Raw genomic sequence first — 18,841 nt, forward strand, 5'->3', positions numbered from 1 at the left:
GCAAAGCGGGCCGTCCGCAACTTCCTCACGCGACCACACCCGCCCGAGGGGCCAGACGGCGGGCGACGAGATCCGCGCCCAGATTCAGTACGACGGTCAGCATGCCGAACACCACGGCGAGCCCCTGGACCACCGGCACGTCGCGTTCGGCGACGGCGTTGAGCAGGACGGTGCCGAGTCCCGGGATCACGTAGAGCGCCTCCACGACGATGACGCCGCACAGCAGCCAGTCGATGGTGCGGGCGAGATGCTGGGCCGCGGGGGCGAGGGCGCCGGGAAGAGCGTGGGTGTAGCGGATACGGGTGCCGGAGACACCGTAGCGGCGGGCCTGGGCCACGTAGGGGGAGGCGAGCGCATCGATCATGCCGGCCCGCACCAGGCGGGACAGGGAGCAGACCGGGCGGGCCAGCAGGACGAGCACGGGCAGGACGAGCGCGGCCGGATGGCCCGGCAGGTCGGTGCCGTAGCCGACTGCGGTGGGCGGCAGCCAGCGCAGCTGCAGAGCGAACACGCTCACCAGCAGGATCCCGAGGGCGAACTCGGGCACCGCGTACACGGCGAGCGTGACCGAGCTGATCAACCGGTCGGCGAGGCGGCCTTCACGACGGGCGGCGAGCACGCCGAGGCCGAAGCCGGTCGGGACGAGCAGGGCCGCGGTGAGCGTGGCCAGCAGCAGGGTGGGGCCGAAACCGTCGGAGATGTACTGGCCGACCGGGCGGCCGGACGTCAGGGAGGTGCCGAGGTCGCCGTGGAGCAGGCCCGTCACCCAGTCGGTGAGCCGCTCGTAGGCGGGCCGGTCGAGGTGCATGGCCTCACGGAGGGCAGCGATGCGAGCCGGGTCGGGCTGGTCGCCGGCCAGGGCGACGGCGGCGTCACCCGGCAGGGCCTCGGTGAGCGCGAAGACCAGCAGCACTACGGCCATGGTCTGCAGGGCGCCGAGGAGCAGCCGCCGGGCGGCGAAGGAACGCAATCCGCTCACGCGAGCCAGACCTTGTCGAAGCGGGCCCAGTCGAGCGTGTTGGCGGGAGCCTTGGCCGAAACTCCCTTCACCCTTCGGGCCGTGCCGAGGATCCAGTCGGCGAAGCCCCAGATGAGGAACCCGCCCTCGGTGTACAGGCGGCGCTGCATCCGCTCGTAGACGGCCGCGCGTTCGGTCTTGTCGCGGGTGGACTGGGCCTGCTGGTAGAGGGCGTCGAAGTCCTTGTGCTTCCACTTGGTGGCGTTGGTGGTGGAGGCGCTGAGCAGGCGCTGGGAGATGTGGGCCTCGACGGGCATGGCTCCGGAGCGATAGCAGCACAGGGTGCCGTTGTCGAGGATGTCGGCCCAGTAGGAGTCCTTGCTGCCCATCTTGACGTCGATGGTGACGCCCGCCTTCTTTGCCTGGTCGCGGAAGATGCTGGCGGCTTCGATGAAGCCGGCGGCGACGGCCGAAGTGTCCAGGGTGACCTTCAGGTTCTCGGCACCGGCCTGCTTGAGCAGGGCGCGGGCCCTGCCGAGGTCCTGTCCGCGCTGGGGGAGGCCGTCGGCGTAGTACTCGTAGCCCTTGCCGAACAGGTCGTTGCCGATCACACCCGCGCCGGACAGGGCGCCGTCGACGAGTTCCTTGCGGTCGGCTATGAGGAAGAACGCCTCGCGTACTCGCTGGTCGTCGAAGGGAGCCCGGTCGGTCTTCATCGCGAAGCCCTGCATGGCGCTGCCAGGGAGCCGCACGATCGCGATCTGTCCCTTGCCTTCGTGGGCGCGCGCGGTGGTGGGGTTGAGTTCGTGGGCGTATTCGACCTGTCCGCCGAGGAGTGCGTTGACGCGGGCGGACTCCTCGTTGGCGACGACGAACTCGAGCTCGTCGAGGTGCGGGGCGCCCTCCCAATAGTCGTCGTAGCGGCGGAAGACGGCCGAGCGGCCGGGGGTGAAGGAGACGAACCGGAAGGGGCCGGAGCCGATCGGCTTCTTGTCGAAGCCGCCTGACTCCCCGGAGTTCTCCGGGACGACGTATGCGCCGAACGCGGCCAGGACGTTGGGGAATTCGGCGGTGGGCCGCTTGAGGACGAACTCGATGCCGCGCTCGCCGGTCGCTCGGCTGGCGTCGAGGTCGATGGGCTCCAGAGACGCCCTGGCGCGGAACGCCTGCTCGGGGTCGGCGATGCGACGGTAGCTGTAGAGGACGTCGGCGGCGGTGACCGGCCTTCCGTCGTGGAAGGTCGCCTTGCGCAGGGTCACCTGCCAGCGGTCCAGGGTCCTGTTCGCCTCCCAGTTCTCGGCGAGGCGGGGCCGGGCGGACAGGTCGGCGCCGAAGTCGGCGAGCTTGTCGTACAGCGCCTTGGCGCGGGCGGCGTCGGCGAAGAGGTTGGCCAGGTGCGGGTCGAGGGTCTCACCGGCGCCTCCTCCGGCGAACGCAGCGCGCAGCCGTCCGCCCCTCGTGGGCTTGCCGTCGCCCTCACGGTCGGTGTCTTTCGCGGAGCCGGAGCCGCACCCGGTGAGAACGAGCGCGCCGAGTGAGGCGGCGCCCGTGGCGGCGGCGAGGAAGCCGCGGCGATGCGGGCCGGGGAAGCGCTCGTCGTGCATGGGATTCCTTTGGGTGTGGTGGGGACGAAGAGGAGTCAGTGGGAGTCGGTGAGGCGCGCGACGACATGCAGCCGGTCCGCATCCGTGGTGTCGCCGGGCGGCCGGCCTTGCGGCCACGGCGGCTCGGTGCGCGGGCCGGGGCCGTCGTGGAGTTCGAGCACCTCGAAGCCGTGTGCGGCCAGCAGGTGACGCAGTTCCTGTGGGAACAGCAGCCGCCACGCGGAACCCTGCTCGACCGGTGCCGACCCGTCGTCGGTGGTCCACACGCGCCTGCGGCGCAGGAGCTGGGCCGTACGGTCCACGGTGAGTGTGGTGGTGGACCGGTGGACGATGCCCTGCCAGGTGAAGGAATCGACGGTGGGCGTGTCCAGCAGGTCGGTACGGCCGAGAAAGTAGGCGCCGTTGCGCATCTCCGCCACCAGGAGACCGCGGGGAGCCAGGGCGCGGCGGCAGGAGGAGAGGAAGGCGTGGAGCTGCTCGTTGGTGTGGCAGTACAGCAGAGCGCTGTCCAGGCACACGACGGCGTCGAACGCGCCCCGGCCCAGGTCGAAGCCGCACAGGTCGGCACGGACGTATTCGGGCCCGGGGTGGTGGGTGCGCGCGTGGGCGAGCATCGACTCGGACAGGTCGGCACCGGTCACGTCGCGGCCGGCGCTGTGGAGGTGGGCGGCGTCGCGTCCGGTGCCGCAGCCCATGTCGAGCACGCGCGGTCCTGCCCCATGCCGCCCGAGGCGGTCCTGCGTCCAGCGTCCGGCCAGCCGGTCGGGGTCGGGGAAGCGGGCCTCGTACAGCTCGGGGTTGTCGGTGAGCAGGTTGTGCGGAAACGTCGTAGAGGTCATGCCGAGTCCCTCCTCAGGCAGGTGCGGGAACGGCGGGCTTCGACGGGCTCGGCAGCGACCCGAGCCGGTGCAGCCAGGCCACGCCCAGCGCGGAGACGAGCCCGAACAGGGCACAGCACGTCCATGGCAGCCAGCCGGCGTCGCCCCGCTCCCCGGTGTCCATGGCCCAGCCGACGACGGCGTTGCCGACGGCGGCGGCGATGCCGGAGAACACGTAGAAGATGCCGAAGTAGGTGCCGGTCAGCTCCGACCGGCCGAAACCGGGAACGAGCTCCATCACGAACGGCTGGGCGACCATCACCCCGAGGTAGAGCAGCAGGGCACCGACCAGGACGGGCAGGGCGTGCAGCACCGCCTCGGCAGTGCCGTCCGGGCCGCCGGATCCGACGGCCGTCATCGCGGGCGGCAGGAACGCCAGCGCCATCAGCCCCAGGCCCGTCGCGATCCAGCGCGCGCGGTCCCCCCGCTCCTTGAGGGCGCGGGTGATGCGCAGTTGCAGTGTCAGGTTGGCGACGGTGCCCACGAGGAAGACGAGTCCGGCGGCGCCGTCCCAGCCGGTGGCCTGCCGGGCTCCGTCGGGCAGGAGCAGGTACAGCTGGTTCTCCAGGGTGAACATGCCGACCATGGCGAGCGCGAAGGCGAGGAAGGCCCTGTTGCCCAGCACCTCGCGCCAGTCCGCGAGGACCGTGCCCCTGCTCGGCTCGACTTTCCGGACGGGCAGCACGAGGGCTTGCGCGACGGTGAGCGCGGCGAAGATCCCGGCGGCGGTGAGTGCGGACGTGCGGAAGTCCACGAGCAGCAGCGCGCTGCCCAGCAGGGGGCCGATCAGGGCGCCGGTAGTGGCGAACACGTTGAACAGGGCGAACGCCTCGGCCTTGCGCTCGGCAGCCTCCTGCGCGATGTAGGTGCGTACGGCGGGGTTGAACAATGCCCCGGCGAGCCCGCTGAGGACGGACGCGGCGAGCAGCACGGCCAGGTCGTCGCCGAGCGCGAACAGGGCGAACCCGGCGGTGCGCAGGGCGCAGCCGGCGATGATCACGCCGCGTGCGCCGAGCCGGTCGGAGGCGGAGCCGCCGATGATGAACAGACCCTGCTGGCTGAGGTTGCGAACGCCGAGCACGATGCCCACCACGGCCGCCGACATGCCCAGGTGGTCGGTGAGATGCATGGCGAGGTAGGGGATGAGGAGGTAGAAGCCGATGTTGACACCGAGCTGGTTGACCAGCAGGAGCTGTACCGCGAGCGGGAAACGCCTCATCTCACGCCACGCCCTCATTCGGCCACACCTCCTGAACTCCCAGGCCGGGAAGGTCACTTGCGCGTACGACGCCGTCCTCGCCGCCGATCCCGGTCCACGGGTCGTGGGCGAGCAGCAGGTGCCCGTCCAGGTCGGCCCAGCGGGCCCGGTCGGCGAGGTGGACCGCGGGCGCGAGGCCGAGACTGCTGGCGGTCAGGCAGCCCAGCATCAGCTCCGTGCCACTGCCCGCGATCAACTCGGCGATACGCAGGGCCGCGTGCACCCCGCCGCACTTGGCGAGCTTGACGTTGACGCCCTGGACGCGGCCCGCCAGGCGGCGCACGTCCTCCAGGTCGACGGCGTCCTCGTCGGCGATGACGGGCAGCGGCGAGCGCGCGGCCAGCGCGCCCAGCGCTGCCGGGTCGCCGGGCGCGACGGGCTGCTCAACGGCCTCGACGCCGAGGTCGGCGAATCGGTGCAGCAGCGCCTCGGCCTGCGCCACCGTCCAGGCGCCGTTGGGGTCGAGCAGGAGCCGGGCCCGCGGCGCCGCGTCGCGGATGACGCGGACGCGCTCCACGTCGTCCTGCGGGTCGGGAGTTCCCGCTTTGACCTTGATGACTTCGAAGCCACCCGCCGACAGACAGCGCGCCTGCGCGGCCGCGTGGGCGAGGGAGGTGATGCCGATGGTGCGGGCGGTGGCCGCGACCGGAGGTGCGGTGACACCGAGCAGCCGGTGGACGGGGCTGCCCGCACGCTTGCCGACGAGGTCGAGCAGCGCAGCCTCGACGCCTGCGGTCACGGCCGGGGGAGCGTCCTCACCGGCCAACTCGCCCACCCGTAGCGCCTCCAGGGCGCTCTCCGGGTCGGGGAAGCGGGCGAGATCCGCACCGACGGCGGTGAGGAACCGTTCCAACGCTTCAGCGTCGAGCCTGTAGTAGACGCTGGTGACGGCCTCGCCATGGCCGGTGACGCCGTCGTGTTCGACGGTCAGCCACACGGCGTCGCGCGCGGTCATGACGGAGCGGGAGATGCGCAGCGGTTCGGTGAGTTCGAGGCGCAGGGTGCGCAGGCCGGCCTTCACGGGGTCCCTTCCGGATCGGTTACGGCCTTCAGCGGGTCGGTGACACGGGTGCAGCGCACCCAGCCCGTGGCCTCGGCCGCGCGGGGGTGCAGGATCTCGACCGGGCGGGTGGCCGCCGTGGCGGGATCGAGGCCGTGGACCGCGGCGAAGTCGTCGTCGTAGACGGTGCCGAGATAGCGGTGCGGGCCGTCAGGAAAGACGGTGGCGACCACCGTGCCCGGGTGGACCCGGGCTGCCCAGGCGGCGACGCGGGCGACGGCGCCCGTGCTCCAGCCGCCGCTGACGAAGCTGCCGCGCGCCAGGCGGCGGCAGCTGTCCACGGCCTCGGCCGGGCCGACCCAGTGGACCTCGTCGAAGGCGTCGTAGGCGACATTGCGCGGGTGGATGCTGCTGCCCAGGCCGCGCATCAGCCTCGGTCGTGCGGGCTGACCGAAGATGGTGGAGCCGGTCGAGTCGACACCGATCAACCGCAGCGCGGGCCAGCGCCGTCGCAGTGGGCCGATGATCCCCGCGCTGTGGCCGCCGGTGCCCACACTGCACACCAGGATGTCCAGGTGGTCGAGCCCGTCGACGAGTTCGGCGGCCAAGGAGGCGTAGCCGACGCTGTTGTCCGGGTTGTTGTACTGGTCCGGCCAGTACGCGCCGGGCAGCCCGGCGAGCAGTTCCCGCAGCCGGCCCAGCCGCGCCGCCTGCCAGCCGCCCCGGGGCGCCGGGCGGTCCACGATCTCCAGCCGCACGCCGTGGGCACGCAGCAACTGCCGCATGGCCGGTTCCAGTTCGCTGTCGCCGACCAGCACGACGGGGTGGCCGAGTGCCTGGCCCGCGAAGGCCAGCCCGATGCCGAGCGTGCCCGAGGTGGACTCCACCACCGGTGCGCCGGGCCGCAGTTCGCCGCGCTCGCGGGCGCCCAGCAGCATCGACACTGCTGCCCGCGCCTTCATCCCGCCCGCCGCGAGCCCTTCGAGTTTGGCCCAGAAGCCTGGGTGCGGGCCGGGCACGTCGGCCGTGATGCGGACCAGGGGCGTGCGGCCGAGCAGGGCGAGGAGTTCCGGTCGGGCGAGGGGACGCACTGCCGTCGTGGTCATCGACCGGCCTCCGGACGGGGGCCGCCGTACCGGTGGACGGTGCCGGGACCGCCGTCGAGCCAGAAGAAGGGGTACGGCTCGGCGCACACCGCGCTCACCCCGTGGCCGAGAAATCGGGGCAGTACGGCGCTGCCGGTCTGGGCGAACATCACCAGCTGCTTGCCATGAGCCAGCGCGTGCTGCCGCAGCGGCTCGAATGTGTCGTTGCCCAGCGTCATCCCGGACACCAGCAGGGCGTCGCAGCGCCCGGCCGCGGCGAGGGCGTCGGTGGTGACCGTCTCGTCCCACTCGGTCAGCCCGCCCTTGAGGTCACAGGGCACATAGCTCAGGCCGCGTGAACGCAGCTCCTCCAGAAGGGAGTTGACGACACCCACCACCAGCACGGTTGCCTCTGCCGGTAGGTCGAGGAGCGCGACGACGGTCTTCGCCCGGGCCAGGGACTTCTCCAGCGACGTCCCGGCGGGCAGCGGGACGGCCCGCGCCCCGTTCCGCGGAGTGTGGGGAGTGACGTGCATCAGATAGGCGTCCAGCGCGGCCACGCGCACCGCCGGCAGCGGATGCTCCAGCAGCCGGGCCACACTCGCGCCCACACACTCCTCGACCGCGCGGTCGGGCAGGGCCCCGGGCTCGACCGCGCACGAGCCGACGGCCCTGCCCAGACGCAGGCCGAGAACCTCGTTGCGATAGCCGGTGCCGCGCCCGTCGTGCCGTACGGCCTGCCGCGTGGTGAAGGCCACGGCGATCCGCTGCGTCGCCGGATCCGGACCCAGCACACCGGCGCGTACGCGCGCTACGAGCTCGTTGTACGAGTCGCACGTCTCGTACGTCTCGACCGTCGCCGTGCCGGCTGTGCCCGAAGTGGCGGTCATCGGACCACCAACCCGGACCGCAGCTCACCGAGCAGGACCTCGACGTGGTCGCGGGCACCCAGCCCCTCGGCGTCACCCGTCATGACGTGCCCGAGGTACTCGTTGTTGCTGCCCGCCGCCTCCACCTGCGTACCGGGCTCGGCGAGCCGCACCTCCAGCACACCTGGTGCACCCCGCAGTTCGCCACCGTCCAGCGACTCGAGCGTGCCCGACCTCTGAGGCACGAGGAAGCCGATGGCCGCGCTGCACAGCCCTGTGGCGCTGCGCCGCAGGTCGGGTTCGCGCCCGAGGGACACCTCCACGAAGGCCGCGGACAGGTCGATTCCGGTCACATGGCGGACCAGCTCGGTGATGCGGTTTCCGGCGGGCCGCGGGTTGACCTCGACCACGCGCGGACCGGCCGAGGTCAGCTTGATCTCGGTGTGCGCCACCACACCGTCCACCAGCCCGAGCGCCTTGAGCGCGGCTAGGGTGGTCCGCTCTGCGGCCTGGGCATCGGCCGCCGGCAGGGCGGCCGGGAACATGTGCCCGGTCTCGATGAACGCGGGCGCGCCGGCGACGCTCTTGTCGGTCACGCCCACCACGTGGACAGCGCCCGCGTGCGATACCGTCTCGACGCTCACTTCGGGACCGTCCATCAACTCCTCCAGCAGGACGGCGGGCTCCCGCCTCTGCCCGCGGGCGTTGACCGGAAAGTCCGACAGCACCCGTACGGCTGAGGCGAGTTGCTCTTCGTCGTCCACCCGCCGCACGTACATGCCCGCGCACAGGTCGACCGGCTTGACGACCAGCGGGTAGCCGATCTCCCGTGCCGCGCGCACGATGTCGGCCCATTCCTCGTGCACGGCGAAGCGCGGCCCGGGGACCCCCGCGTCGGCGAGGACACGGCGGGTGGCGTCCTTGCGGCAGGCGCTCTCGACCGCCTCCGGGGACGAGCCCGGCAGACCCAGATGCCCGGCGAGACGCGCCGCGGTCGGCAGGTAGTAGTCGCAGGAGGTGATCACGCCGTCGAAGCGCAGCACCTCGTGCAGCCGCTCGATCTCCGGCAGCAGGACGTCGGCGTCGTTGGTGTCCGAGGTGATCACGTTGCGGGCGCCGAGCAGCGGGTGTGCCACCCCCTCGGTCGCGGAGCGGAGGTAGTGGTGCAGGTCGCGGGTGAGGAACGTGAACTCGTGCCCGCCCTCCCGGATCGCCCGTGGCAGCAGTCTGCTCATCGACCCGACCCAGCTTTCGACCATCAGCAGATGAGCCACAACTCCCCTTTACGTGCCAGCAGTTCGAACGTCAGGGCAGCCCGGAGAACCCTCATGCGGAAAGGGGGCCGGGCTCCACGCAGGAACACGCTAGCGATAATCATTTTCATTTACCAGTCCCATGTCGATGCGGTTCGTCGGAAGACATGGCTTTGCTGGGGAGGGGCGTGTCCGATTCGGCGGCCGCTCGCTTCGTGTACACAGGGGCGTCCGGGCGCTCGTCCGTCGCGGACTCGAGCCGGCCGAGCGGGCGACGCGGGACCGTGGCCGCGACGCGCCTTCGCCTCGCCGTCCGGAACGGGGACGGCGTTGCTGGCAGGTGGGGGCGTCCTTGGGTCCTGTTTTCTGCCTCGACGGCCATGGCCGTGGTCGCGGAGTACGCGATTCTCAATCGTTCGGCGCGTTCGTGCGACCAAGGGCCGAAGGTCGCAGAGGGGCCGCCCGGCCGTGATGCGTGGCCGGGCGGCCCTCTGCGACTACGACGGTCACACGGTCTCGGGCACGCCGTTCGGTGTGGGGGCGGGGATCGTCTTGGTGAGGTCGGTGGGCAGCGCCTGGGGGGCGGCCGCTGCCGTCTCCCGGGCCAGGAAGGCGCCGAGTTCGCCGATGGTGCTCATGAGCGGTGCGGGGAAGACGACCGTGCTGTTCTTGTCCACGGCGATCTCCACCAGGCTCTGCAGGTTGCGCAGCTGGAGGGCCAGCGGGTGGGCCATCATCGTGTCGGAGGCTTCGCCGAGCGCGGCGGCGGCCAGGGACTCGCCCTGCGCGTTGATGATCTTCGCTCGCTTCTCCCGCTCGGCCTCGGCCTGGCGGGCCATCGCCCGCTTCATGCTGTCGGGCAGTTGGATGTCCTTGAGCTCGACCAGGGTGACCTCCACGCCCCATTCGACGGTGGCGACGTCGAGGATTTCGCGGATGTCGAGGTTGATGCGGTCGGTCTCGGAGAGCGTCTCGTCCAGGGTGTGCTGCCCGACGACCTTGCGCAGGGTGGTCTGGGCGATCTGGTTGATCGCCGCGTTCACGTTCTCGACCGCGATGACCGACTTCACCGCGTCGACCACCCGGAAATAGGCGACCGCCGACACGTCCACGCTCACGTTGTCCCGGGTGATGATGCCCTGGGACTGGATGGGCATGGTGACGATCCGCAGCGACACCCGGTGCAGGACGTCGACGAACGGGATGATGAACCGCAGCCCTGGATCCCGGGTGCCCACCAGGCGGCCGAATCGGAACAGCACTCCCTGCTCGTACTGCTTGACGATTTTCACGGCCATCGCGAGCACCACGGCGACAAGAACCGCGACGACGACCAGAACGAAGATCAGGACTCCCATGTGCTGCTCCTCAGGAGGAGGACCACGTCGTTGCCGCGCGAGGTCCCGGGGACGGGGGTGGAGCGGCGGTGCGTGAGCCGCGGGGGGCCGGCACGCTTTCCATGTGCTCGGGCCGCCGTGAGAGCCGCGCTGTCACTTCGGGCGGGGGCGCGGGTTGCGGTAGCGGCCGCGGACCCGCCGTACGTCCAGCATCCCTCGTCGGGCGCGGTCGGCGCTTGGGCCGAACGGCCCCGGTGTGCCGCGGGCCGTTCGGGGAGGCTCAGCGGTTGCCGGCGGGGAGGGGAACGGTCCACTCCGGGGTGGTGCCGCCGGGGCGGCTGGGAGCGAGGGTTCAGCGGCGCGAGCGTGGAGGTTGGCCGGTCCGCTGCGACGGGTCCGGGCAGGGTCGATGCCGCGGCCGTCGTCGGTGACCCGCAGGCTGAGGCGGGCAACGGTGGCCTCGGTGGCGACGTCCAAGGGCGACCTGCCCGCCGAAGACCGGCCCGACGGGTGCTACGGACGCACCGGCAAGGCGATGTGGAACGGCAAAGAGACGACGAGGTGCGCCTACGGCGCCAGTCTGGCCGGGTCCGCTTCTGGGCCCCGCGGCTGTCCGGGGTGGGACGGATTTCCGTACCCGGGTGCCCCTTCCGGCGCTCCTCCGGGGTCACCGTTCCTCCGGCTCCGTTCGGCACGTCGGGTGCGCCACTCCCGCGCGCTGCAGCCGAACTGCTCACGGAACCAGCGGGAGAAGGCGCTCGGCGCGGAGAACCCGAGCAGGCCGGAGATCTCCGTCAGCGAACGCTTCGGGTTGGGCACGAGCTGTTCCGCCAGGTGGGTGCGCGTCGCGTTGAGGACGGAGGAGAACGTCTCGCCCGACGCCGCCAGGTGCCGGTGCACGGTCCGACGGTCGACCCCCAGACTGCCGGCGACCTGCTCGATGGAACACCGGCCGGTCGGAAGAAGGACCTCGATCAGGTCCCGCACCCGGTCCAGCACCGTCGTGTCCCGCGAGGTCGCGATGGCGTCGAAGAACTGCCGTGCGTAGGTCCGCAGCATCGGATCCCCCAGGGGGTTGGGGGCGCGGAGGTCGCTGGCGTAGAAGACGATCCCGTCGAACTCGCCGTCGAATTCCACCACGGGACCGAAGACGCGCTGGTGGCTCCCGGGATCCTTCGGCGCACCGTGCGTAAGGCACACGGACAGTGCCTGCCAGCGCGCGCCGAGGAACGTGCGCAGCACCTGGTGGAAGGCGCCCACGGCCAGCTCCACGGACTGGCGGGACGCCGCCGTCTCCCCCGGCTCCAGGCTCACCTTGAGCGTGGCCAGGCCGTTCACCTCGGACAGCCTGCTGTGCAGCAGCTCGTTGTACATGTGCTCGTGCCGGATGAGGAGCTCGAGCGCGCTGCGGACGTCCGGCTCCTCGCGAATGACCAGGCTGATGGGCCCCAGGCTGGAGAAGCGACGTCGCTCGGCGAGGAGCAGGCCGAAATCCTCCCGGCGAGCGGCCGCCGCCGACAGCTCGAGCAACTGGATCACGGCCACGCCGGAGATCCACCGGTCCTGGACAGCAAGGCCGGCGGGGTCCAGGCCGACCCGCTTCATCAGGGCTCGCGGATCGATGCCGAGCGACTGGCTCAGCTCCACGTAGCCGCTCAGGGCGGCGTTGCGGACGAGGGGCTTCATCATGGGCGCACTCCCCGGGGTGTGTCCCTGATTGATAAGCCAGACGTCACGCCACGTCAAGCGACACGACGCGGGCTGCCCTACTGTGGCACCACTCGCGATGGAGTGAACCCCCCGGAATCCGGCGCCGAGACAGCTGGGGGACGCAAGGACATCCGTACCGCTCCATCGGAATCCATCAGACGCTCGAAGGGGAGAGGTGTGTCCGCGGTGGACACGAACGCGATCGAGGTGCTGCGCCGGCCCTGCACGGGTCCGGCCGTCTGGAGCGGGGCGGACCTGGCCGACCCTGAGGAGTGGGTCCTGCGGCTGTCGCCCGAGCAGATCGAGGAGCTCGAGTCCGCCCTGCGCGCGGTCCGCGAGCGCGGTGTACCGCTGCTGAAGGTGGGCCCCGCCGACTTCCCGCTGCCGACCCTGGCCGGCGTGCTGGAACGCGTCGTCGACGTGCTGGAGAACGGCCGGGGGTTCGTCCTGGTCAGACGTATCCCCGTCGAGCGGTACAGCCGGGCGGCGGCGAGCACCCTGTTCTGGGGGCTGGGGCAGCACCTGGGCGTCCCGGTGTCGCAGAACGCGGCCGGTCACATGCTCGGTCACGTCCGTGACACCGGACGCACCCTGGCCGACCCGTCCACGCGCGGCTATCAGACGAGAGCGGCGCTGCCCTTCCACACCGACGGGTCCGACGTGCTCGGGCTCCTGTGCCTGGCTCCGCCCCGCGCCGGCGCGCGTACTTCCCTCGTAAGTGCCGGCGCGGTCCACAACGCCGTCCTGGCGCGCCGCCCCGACCTCGTCAAGCGGCTGTACCGCACCCACTACCTCGACCGCCGGGGTGAACACGCCCCCGGCGAGCGCCCCTACCACGCGGCCCCCCTCGCCACCTGGCACCGGGGAAAGCTCAGCATGCGCTATCACCGCCGCTGCCTCGAGTCAGCCCAGCGCATCCTTGGGGTCCCGCGCCTGGAGCGGGCCGACGTGGAACTGTTCGACCTCGTCGACGAGGCGGCACGCTCCCCCCGGCACCGCCTGGACCTCGACCTCGAGCCCGGCGACCTGCTGCTGGTCAACAACTACGCGGTCCTGCACTCCCGCACGCAGTACGAGGACTTCGCCGAGCCCGAACGCAAGCGCCACCTGCTGCGGCTCTGGCTGACCCAGCGCCAGGGACGCGACCTCCCTCCGCACTTCTGGGGTGACCTCCCGCACGCCGCGGACGGCTCCGGCCGCGGCGGGATCGCCCCCCCGCGACCTGGTCACGATCCCCGGCTCCGGCGACACCGGCGGCTCCTGCCGCCCTCACAACCACCCCTCAGGCCCCGACGGAACGGACGACGAATGAACAACCTCGCGGCAGCCCTGGCGGAATCGGCCAGAGCTCACGGCGACCGGATCGCCGTACGCCAGGACGACACGGCCCTCACCTACGCCCAGCTGGACGACGAGGCCGCACGCGTCGCCGCCCTCCTGCGGGAGCGGGGTGTCCGGCCTGGCGATCGCGTCGCGCTGGTCATGCCCAACGTCACCCTCTTCCCGGTCGCCTACTACGGCATCCTGCGGGCCGGCGGTGTCGTCGTCCCGATGAACCCGCTGCTCAAGTGCCGTGAAGTGGCCCACGCCCTGGAGGACTCCGGCTCCCGGATCGTGCTGACGGCCCCCCTCTTCGCGGCGGAGGTGGCGAAGGCCGCAGCCGAGACCGGGGTGGAGTGCCTGGTCACCGACGTGGAGTTCGCCGCCCTGACCCGGGCGGCCGATCCCATGGCCGAGGTCGTCGGGCGGGCGGACGGCGACACCGCCGTCATCCTCTACACCTCCGGGACGACGGGCACCCCGAAGGGCGCCGAGCTCACCCACCGCAACCTGTCGACCAACGCGGTCACGACGGTGGAGACGCTGATCCGGATCGGGCCGGACGACGTTCTGTTCGGCGGCCTGCCGCTGTTCCACGCCTTCGGGCAGACCTGCGCCCTCAACGCCGCCGTCGTCGCCGGCGCCACCCTGACCCTGCTGCCGCGGTTCGAGCCGGCCGCGGCGCTGCGGATCCTGCACCGGGACCGGGTCACCGTCTTCCTAGGCGTCCCCACGATGTACACGGCCCTGCTCAACGCCGGGGTGCCGGAGGACCACGACCTGTCCCGGCTCAGCCTCGCCGTGTCCGGCGGCGCCTCCCTGCCGGTGGAGGTGTTGCACGGCTTCGAACGGGAATTCGGCGTCACGGTGCTGGAGGGTTACGGGCTCTCGGAGACCGCGCCGGTCGCCGTGTTCAACCCCCCGGACCGCCCCCGCAAGGCCGGCTCGATCGGGGTGCCCATCCGCGGGGTCGCGGCCCGGCTCGTCGCGGACGACGGCACCGACGTGGGCCCCGGCGAGGTGGGGGAGATCGCGATCCGCGGCGAGAACGTGATGAAGGGCTACCGCAACCGCATCGAGGCGACCGCGGAGGCCGTCCGCGACGGCTGGTTCCACACCGGCGACCTCGCCCGCGTCGACGAGGACGGCTACTACTTCATCGTCGACCGCAAGAAGGACCTCGTCATCCGCGGCGGTTACAACGTCTACCCGCGCGAGATCGAGGAGGTCCTCTACGAGCACCCGGCCGTCGTCGAGGCCGCCGTGGTCGGTGTGCCGCACGAAGTCCACGGCGAGGAGATCGCGGCCGTGGTGGCCCTCCGGGACGGGGCGGAGGCCACCGCCGAGGAGATCCGGCACTTCGTCAGGGAACGGGTGGCCGCCTACAAGTATCCGCGGATCGTCACCTTCACCGACGCGCTCCCCAAGGGCCCCACCGGCAAGATCCTCAAGCGCGAGATCGTCGTCGCGCAACAGGAGGCCACGGAGCACACCGGCGGACGGGACTCGGACTCATGAGGAAGGAGCCGGACGCCCGGGAGCCCCTTTCCACCCCGGACCGCGGCCCCCGGCCGGGCGACTCCGCCCCCGCCCCGGCGGCCGCCGTCCGGCCGATGCGCGGGTCCTGGATACCGGGGCTGGCCGTGGCCCTGGTCCTCGCGGTGGTGGCCATGGCGGTGGGCGAACGGCTCCCCGTCCTCGGCGGTCCGGTGACCGCCGTGGTCCTCGGCGTCCTGGTCGCCGCCGTCCGCCGTCCGGCCCCCCGCCTCACGCCCGGGATGCGCCTGGCCGGCAAACCCGTCCTCCAGACCGGGGTCGCCCTGCTCGGCGCACAACTGTCGCTCACCCAGGTCCTCCACGTGGGCGCCGGCTCCCTCCCGGTCATGATCGGCTCCCTGGCCGCCTGTCTGCTCGCCGCCCGTGTCATCGGACGTCGGCTCGGCGTCGGCGGCGATCTGCGCACCCTCATCGGGGCAGGCACCGGTATCTGCGGCGCGTCGGCGATCGCCGCGGTCACCCCGGTCATCGGCGCCGCGAGCGCACAGGTCGCCTACGCCATCTCGACGATCTTCCTCTTCAACATCGCCGCGGTGGTCGTCTTCCCCCTGGTCGGCCACCTCATCGGCATGGATCCCCAGGTCTTCGGCCTGTTCGCCGGGACCGCGGTCAACGACATGTCGTCCGTGGTGGCCGTCGCCACCGCCTACGGCCCCGGCGCGGTCGACGACGCGGTGGTCGTCAAGCTGACCCGCACCCTGATGATCATCCCGGTCTGTCTGGGCCTGGCGCTCCTGGCCGGACGCCGCGCCCGCTCCGCCCCCTCCGCACCGGTGCGGCCGGCCGGGCTGGTGCCCTGGTTCCTCGTGGCCTTCCTGCTGGCGGCCGCGGCGAACAGCGCCGGTCTCGTCCCGGCCACGGCACACCCGGGCCTCAAGGAGCTCTCCGTCTTCCTCATCACCGTCGCGCTGTCCGCCGTCGGCCTGTCCACCGACCTCACGGCCCTGCGCCGCACCGGCCCCCGCCCCCTGCTGCTGGGCGCCTGCCTGTGGGTGGTCGTCTCCTCCTCCAGCCTGGCCCTCCAGTACGCCTTCGGCGGCGGCCTGTCGTAACGCCCCCGCCGAGACGGATCCGGCCGCCGGCACCCCGGCCCGCGCCCCCACCGAGAGGGCCGGGTCTTCGGGGTGCCGGCGGCCCGGTCGTGACGGAGGCCGCGAGACGCCGTCCTCCCCGGCCCGCCGCCCGCGCGTCAGCCCCCGGGCGGCATCAAGGACGACCGGCGTGCGCCGCCCTTGTCGGGGCCGTCTGCGATGATCCCCGCGTCGACCCCGGGGCATCACGGCGGGAGGGATCATGTCCTTCGGTTACAGGACGTCATCGCTCGCGCCGCGGGACGCCGGGCCGGAGGAGGCGGCCGACACCCTCGGCCTCCGGCAACGGCGGAGCATGGACTGGCAAGCGGCACCGAACTGGCGTACCGGCAGGGGGTGTTCGTCGCCAGACCCATCCCGGGCCGGACCCTCGCCCACGGCCGGATCCGTCTGACACAGGAGACCGACGCCCCTCGCCCGGACTTACCCGCCCGGCAGCGGACACCGACCGCACGGGTCGGGGACCTCAGTACTTCGGCCCGGACCGCATCGTCGACCACCACGCCTGGGCCGGGGGCGACTCCGGTGAGCTGACCGCGCCTACTGCTTCATCGGCATGACCGGCGCGTTCCCCTGCGCCCAGGGGAACCGGCCGCCGTCGAGAGGGAACTCGGTGTCGGACCGGTGGGGTCGCGAGAAGTCCGGCAGGACTGGGGAGATTCCGATGGGGACGCCCGGCACGCCGTCATGCCCACGGAACAGCATGTGATGCGCATCGCCGCGGACCGGAGCGTGTGTCCCCCCGCCATCACGGACGACTCCGTCGGCACCACGGGGATCCACGGGTCCCGCCGGGTGCCAAGCCCGAGCGCACCTCCTGGTCACCACCCGGCGCCCACGAAGACGCCGCGGCCCATGGGGATGGGCCGCGGCGTCTTCTCTGTCCGCGCGAGGGCGCGGCTCACCTCTCCGTCGCGGAACGGCCCGCGAACTCCGCGAACCAGCCCAGCATCTCGGGATGGGTGACGGCGCCCGCGCTGCTCACCTCGTCGACGCGGGCGCCCTGGAGGATGCGCTTGACGGGCACCTCCAGCTTCTTCCCGGTCAGGGTGCGGGGCACCGCGGCGATCGGCAGGATGACGTCGGGCACGTGGCGGGGGGACAGCCGGCGCCGGACGGCGGCCGCGATGCGCTCGCACACCGCGTCGTCCAGATCGGTCCCCTGGGCCGGGACCACGAACAGGGGCATGAAGTAGCCGCCGTCCGGGAGTTCCACACCGACGACGAGGCTGTCCGCGATCTCGGGGAACTGTTCGACGACCGTGTAGAGGTCGGCGGAGCCCATGCGCACGCCCATACGGTTGAGCGTGGAGTCCGACCGGCCGGAGACGACGACCGACAGGTCGTGATGGACGGTGACCCAGTCGCCGTGCCGCCAGACACCCGGATACATGTCGAAGTAGCTGTCCCAATAGCGAGCCCCGTCGGGGTCGCCGACGAAGTGGAGCGGCATGGACGGCAGGGGCGAGGTCAGCACCAGTTCGCCCTGCTCCCCGGTCAGCGGCCGCCCCTCGGGATCCCAGGCGGCCAGCGCGACGCCGAGCGCGGGGCACTGGATACGGCCCACCCGCACGGGCAGCAGCGGGGAGCCGCCCGCCAGGACGGAGCACACGTCGGTCCCGCCGCAGACCGACTGGAGCCAGACACCGGGCGCGAGCCGGTCGTGGACCCAGCGCCAGGTGCCCGGCGGCAGCGACGAGCCGGTCTGGAGGATCGAGCGCAGTGCCCCGAGACCGAGTCCGGCCGCTGGGTTCCCGCCCGCCTTTTCCCCGGCGGCGAGGTAGGCGGCCCCCACCCCGACCATCGTGGCTCCGGTCCGCTCGGCGACCCGCCAGGCGCCGTGGACATCGGGGAACGTGGGGCTGCCGTCGTAGAGGACGACGGTGCTGCCGTGCAGCAGCCCGCCGACCAGGAAGTTCCACACCATCCAGCTGGTGGACGTGACGAACAGATAGCGGTCCTCGGCGCGCAGGTCGGCGCCCAGGCCGAGGGCCTTCAGCAGTTCCACGACGATGCCGCCGTGGCCCTGAACGATCCCCTTGGGCACCCCGGTGGTCCCCGACGACCACAGGATCCACAGGGGGTGGTCGAAGGGCACGTCGGCGAACTCCAGCGGCTCCTCCGCAGCCGGCAGCGCGGACCAGGAATGCTGCCGTACGTCGGTCCGCGGCGCCCACGGCTCGTCCGGCGCGGGGAAGAGGTGGCCGACCGCGAGTACGTGTCGTAGGGAGGGCAGCCCCTCGACGAGCTCGGCGACCACCGGGCGTTTGTCGTACCGCTTGCCGCCGTAGCGGTAGCCGTCCGCCGCCACCAGGACGGCCGGACGTGCCTGCCGCAGCCGGGCGAGGACGCTGGGCGTGCCGAAGTCAGGGGAGCACACCGTCCACACCGCGCCGAGGGAGGCCGTGGCCAGCAGCGCGACGACGGTCTGCGGCAGGTCGGGAAGCCAGCCCGCCACGCAGTCGCCGGGCCCCACGCCCATCCGGCGCAGCGCGGCGGCGACGTCCGCGACCTGTCGGCGCAACTCCTCCCAGGAGGTCTCCACCGGGGTCCCGTCCTCGTCCACGAAGACCAAGGCCGGGCGGTCGGGGGTGGCGTGCGCGAAGCACCGTTCGGCGAAGTTCAGCCGGGCGCCGGTGAACCACCTGGCGCCCGGCATGGAGGCGTCCGCCAACACCTCGTCATAGCCGGACACGGCGTCCAGGCCGTAGAACTCCCATACGGCGGACCAGAAGCCGGGCAGGTCGGTGGAACTCCACCGCCAGAGCTCGGCGTAGTCGCGGAAGTGCAACTCCCGGTGGGTGCCGAGCCACCGCAGGAAGGACGCGACGTTGGAGTCCCGCGTCTCACGGCGACCGGGCGACCAGAGGAGATCGGTGTCGGTGTTGGTGTCGGTGCTCATCGATGCCTTTCCGGGAGCC

General features: G+C 72.1%; 13 protein-coding genes and 1 pseudogene. 3 read left to right on the forward strand and 11 right to left on the reverse strand.

Going from position 1 to position 18,841, the window contains the following annotated elements:
* Positions 1-25: 25 nt before the first annotated feature.
* The 10 genes from OHU34_RS42170 to OHU34_RS42215 form a co-directional block, all read right to left on the reverse strand.
* Complete coding sequence (locus tag OHU34_RS42170; RefSeq protein ID WP_405771745.1) at positions 26-979, reverse strand: ABC transporter permease; 954 nt, start codon at positions 977-979, stop codon at positions 26-28.
* Complete coding sequence (locus tag OHU34_RS42175) at positions 976-2,562, reverse strand: ABC transporter substrate-binding protein (protein ID WP_142268253.1); 1,587 nt, start codon at positions 2,560-2,562, stop codon at positions 976-978. The genes OHU34_RS42170 and OHU34_RS42175 overlap by 4 nt, the downstream gene beginning before the upstream one ends.
* Before the next feature lie 35 nt (positions 2,563-2,597).
* The gene (locus tag OHU34_RS42180; protein WP_142268252.1) at positions 2,598-3,401 is read right to left on the reverse strand and encodes a bifunctional 2-polyprenyl-6-hydroxyphenol methylase/3-demethylubiquinol 3-O-methyltransferase UbiG; all 804 of its coding nucleotides are present in this window, start codon (positions 3,399-3,401) and stop codon (positions 2,598-2,600) included.
* A gap of 13 nt (positions 3,402-3,414) precedes the next feature.
* Positions 3,415-4,677, reverse strand: a complete 1,263-nt coding sequence (locus tag OHU34_RS42185; RefSeq protein WP_405771749.1) for an MFS transporter — start codon at positions 4,675-4,677, stop codon at positions 3,415-3,417.
* Positions 4,661-5,719 (reverse strand): dipeptide epimerase, encoded by a 1,059-nt coding sequence (locus OHU34_RS42190; protein WP_405771752.1) that lies wholly within the window; start codon positions 5,717-5,719, stop codon positions 4,661-4,663. The genes OHU34_RS42185 and OHU34_RS42190 overlap by 17 nt, the downstream gene beginning before the upstream one ends.
* Positions 5,716-6,804, reverse strand: a complete 1,089-nt coding sequence (locus OHU34_RS42195; protein ID WP_230195846.1) for a PLP-dependent cysteine synthase family protein — start codon at positions 6,802-6,804, stop codon at positions 5,716-5,718. Before OHU34_RS42195 ends, OHU34_RS42190 begins: the two co-directional genes overlap by 4 nt.
* Complete coding sequence (locus OHU34_RS42200) at positions 6,801-7,673, reverse strand: Rossmann-like domain-containing protein (RefSeq protein WP_405771755.1); 873 nt, start codon at positions 7,671-7,673, stop codon at positions 6,801-6,803. The genes OHU34_RS42195 and OHU34_RS42200 overlap by 4 nt, the downstream gene beginning before the upstream one ends.
* A complete protein-coding gene (locus tag OHU34_RS42205) occupies positions 7,670-8,926 on the reverse strand; it encodes an ATP-grasp domain-containing protein (protein ID WP_405771758.1) in 1,257 nt (418 codons plus the stop codon). The genes OHU34_RS42200 and OHU34_RS42205 overlap by 4 nt, the downstream gene beginning before the upstream one ends.
* 485 nt (positions 8,927-9,411) lie before the next feature.
* Complete coding sequence (locus OHU34_RS42210; protein ID WP_142268246.1) at positions 9,412-10,263, reverse strand: slipin family protein; 852 nt, start codon at positions 10,261-10,263, stop codon at positions 9,412-9,414.
* Between the two features lie 546 nt (positions 10,264-10,809).
* A complete protein-coding gene (locus tag OHU34_RS42215) occupies positions 10,810-11,931 on the reverse strand; it encodes an AraC family transcriptional regulator (protein ID WP_230195848.1) in 1,122 nt (373 codons plus the stop codon).
* 381 nt (positions 11,932-12,312) lie between these two features.
* Between OHU34_RS42215 and OHU34_RS42220 the strand changes: the two are divergent.
* The 3 genes and pseudogenes from OHU34_RS42220 to OHU34_RS42230 all read left to right on the forward strand — a co-directional run.
* Positions 12,313-13,062 (forward strand): annotated as a pseudogene (locus OHU34_RS42220) (TauD/TfdA family dioxygenase); the annotation flags it as partial.
* A 198-nt stretch (positions 13,063-13,260) separates the two neighbouring features.
* Positions 13,261-14,790 (forward strand): long-chain-fatty-acid--CoA ligase, encoded by a 1,530-nt coding sequence (locus tag OHU34_RS42225; protein WP_405772543.1) that lies wholly within the window; start codon positions 13,261-13,263, stop codon positions 14,788-14,790.
* Complete coding sequence (locus tag OHU34_RS42230) at positions 14,787-15,881, forward strand: YeiH family protein (RefSeq protein WP_405771762.1); 1,095 nt, start codon at positions 14,787-14,789, stop codon at positions 15,879-15,881. Before OHU34_RS42225 ends, OHU34_RS42230 begins: the two co-directional genes overlap by 4 nt.
* A 940-nt stretch (positions 15,882-16,821) precedes the next feature.
* Here OHU34_RS42230 and OHU34_RS42235 read toward each other — a convergent pair.
* Positions 16,822-18,822 carry an acetoacetate--CoA ligase gene (locus OHU34_RS42235; protein WP_405771764.1) on the reverse strand — a complete coding sequence of 667 codons (2,001 nt, stop codon included), beginning with the start codon at positions 18,820-18,822 and terminating at the stop codon, positions 16,822-16,824.
* Between the last annotated feature and the right edge of the window lie 19 nt (positions 18,823-18,841).

This window comes from Streptomyces sp. NBC_00080, from assembly GCF_045041255.1.
GTDB classification, from domain to species: domain Bacteria; phylum Actinomycetota; class Actinomycetes; order Streptomycetales; family Streptomycetaceae; genus Streptomyces; species Streptomyces coriariae.

Excerpts from the sequence above, each read along its gene's own strand:
- OHU34_RS42215 (WP_230195848.1), bottom strand. The coding sequence starts at position 11,931 with ATGATGAAGCCCCTCGTCCGCAACGCCGCCCTGAGCGGCTACGTGGAG.
- OHU34_RS42180 (WP_142268252.1), bottom strand. The coding sequence starts at position 3,401 with ATGACCTCTACGACGTTTCCGCACAACCTGCTCACCGACAACCCCGAG.
- OHU34_RS42200 (WP_405771755.1), bottom strand. The coding sequence starts at position 7,673 with ATGACCGCCACTTCGGGCACAGCCGGCACGGCGACGGTCGAGACGTAC.
- OHU34_RS42235 (WP_405771764.1), bottom strand. The coding sequence starts at position 18,822 with ATGAGCACCGACACCAACACCGACACCGATCTCCTCTGGTCGCCCGGT.
- OHU34_RS42210 (WP_142268246.1), bottom strand. The coding sequence starts at position 10,263 with ATGGGAGTCCTGATCTTCGTTCTGGTCGTCGTCGCGGTTCTTGTCGCC.
- OHU34_RS42185 (WP_405771749.1), bottom strand. The coding sequence starts at position 4,677 with ATGAGGGCGTGGCGTGAGATGAGGCGTTTCCCGCTCGCGGTACAGCTC.
- OHU34_RS42195 (WP_230195846.1), bottom strand. The coding sequence starts at position 6,804 with ATGACCACGACGGCAGTGCGTCCCCTCGCCCGACCGGAACTCCTCGCC.
- OHU34_RS42175 (WP_142268253.1), bottom strand. The coding sequence starts at position 2,562 with ATGCACGACGAGCGCTTCCCCGGCCCGCATCGCCGCGGCTTCCTCGCC.
- OHU34_RS42230 (WP_405771762.1), top strand. The coding sequence starts at position 14,787 with ATGAGGAAGGAGCCGGACGCCCGGGAGCCCCTTTCCACCCCGGACCGC.
- OHU34_RS42225 (WP_405772543.1), top strand. The coding sequence starts at position 13,261 with ATGAACAACCTCGCGGCAGCCCTGGCGGAATCGGCCAGAGCTCACGGC.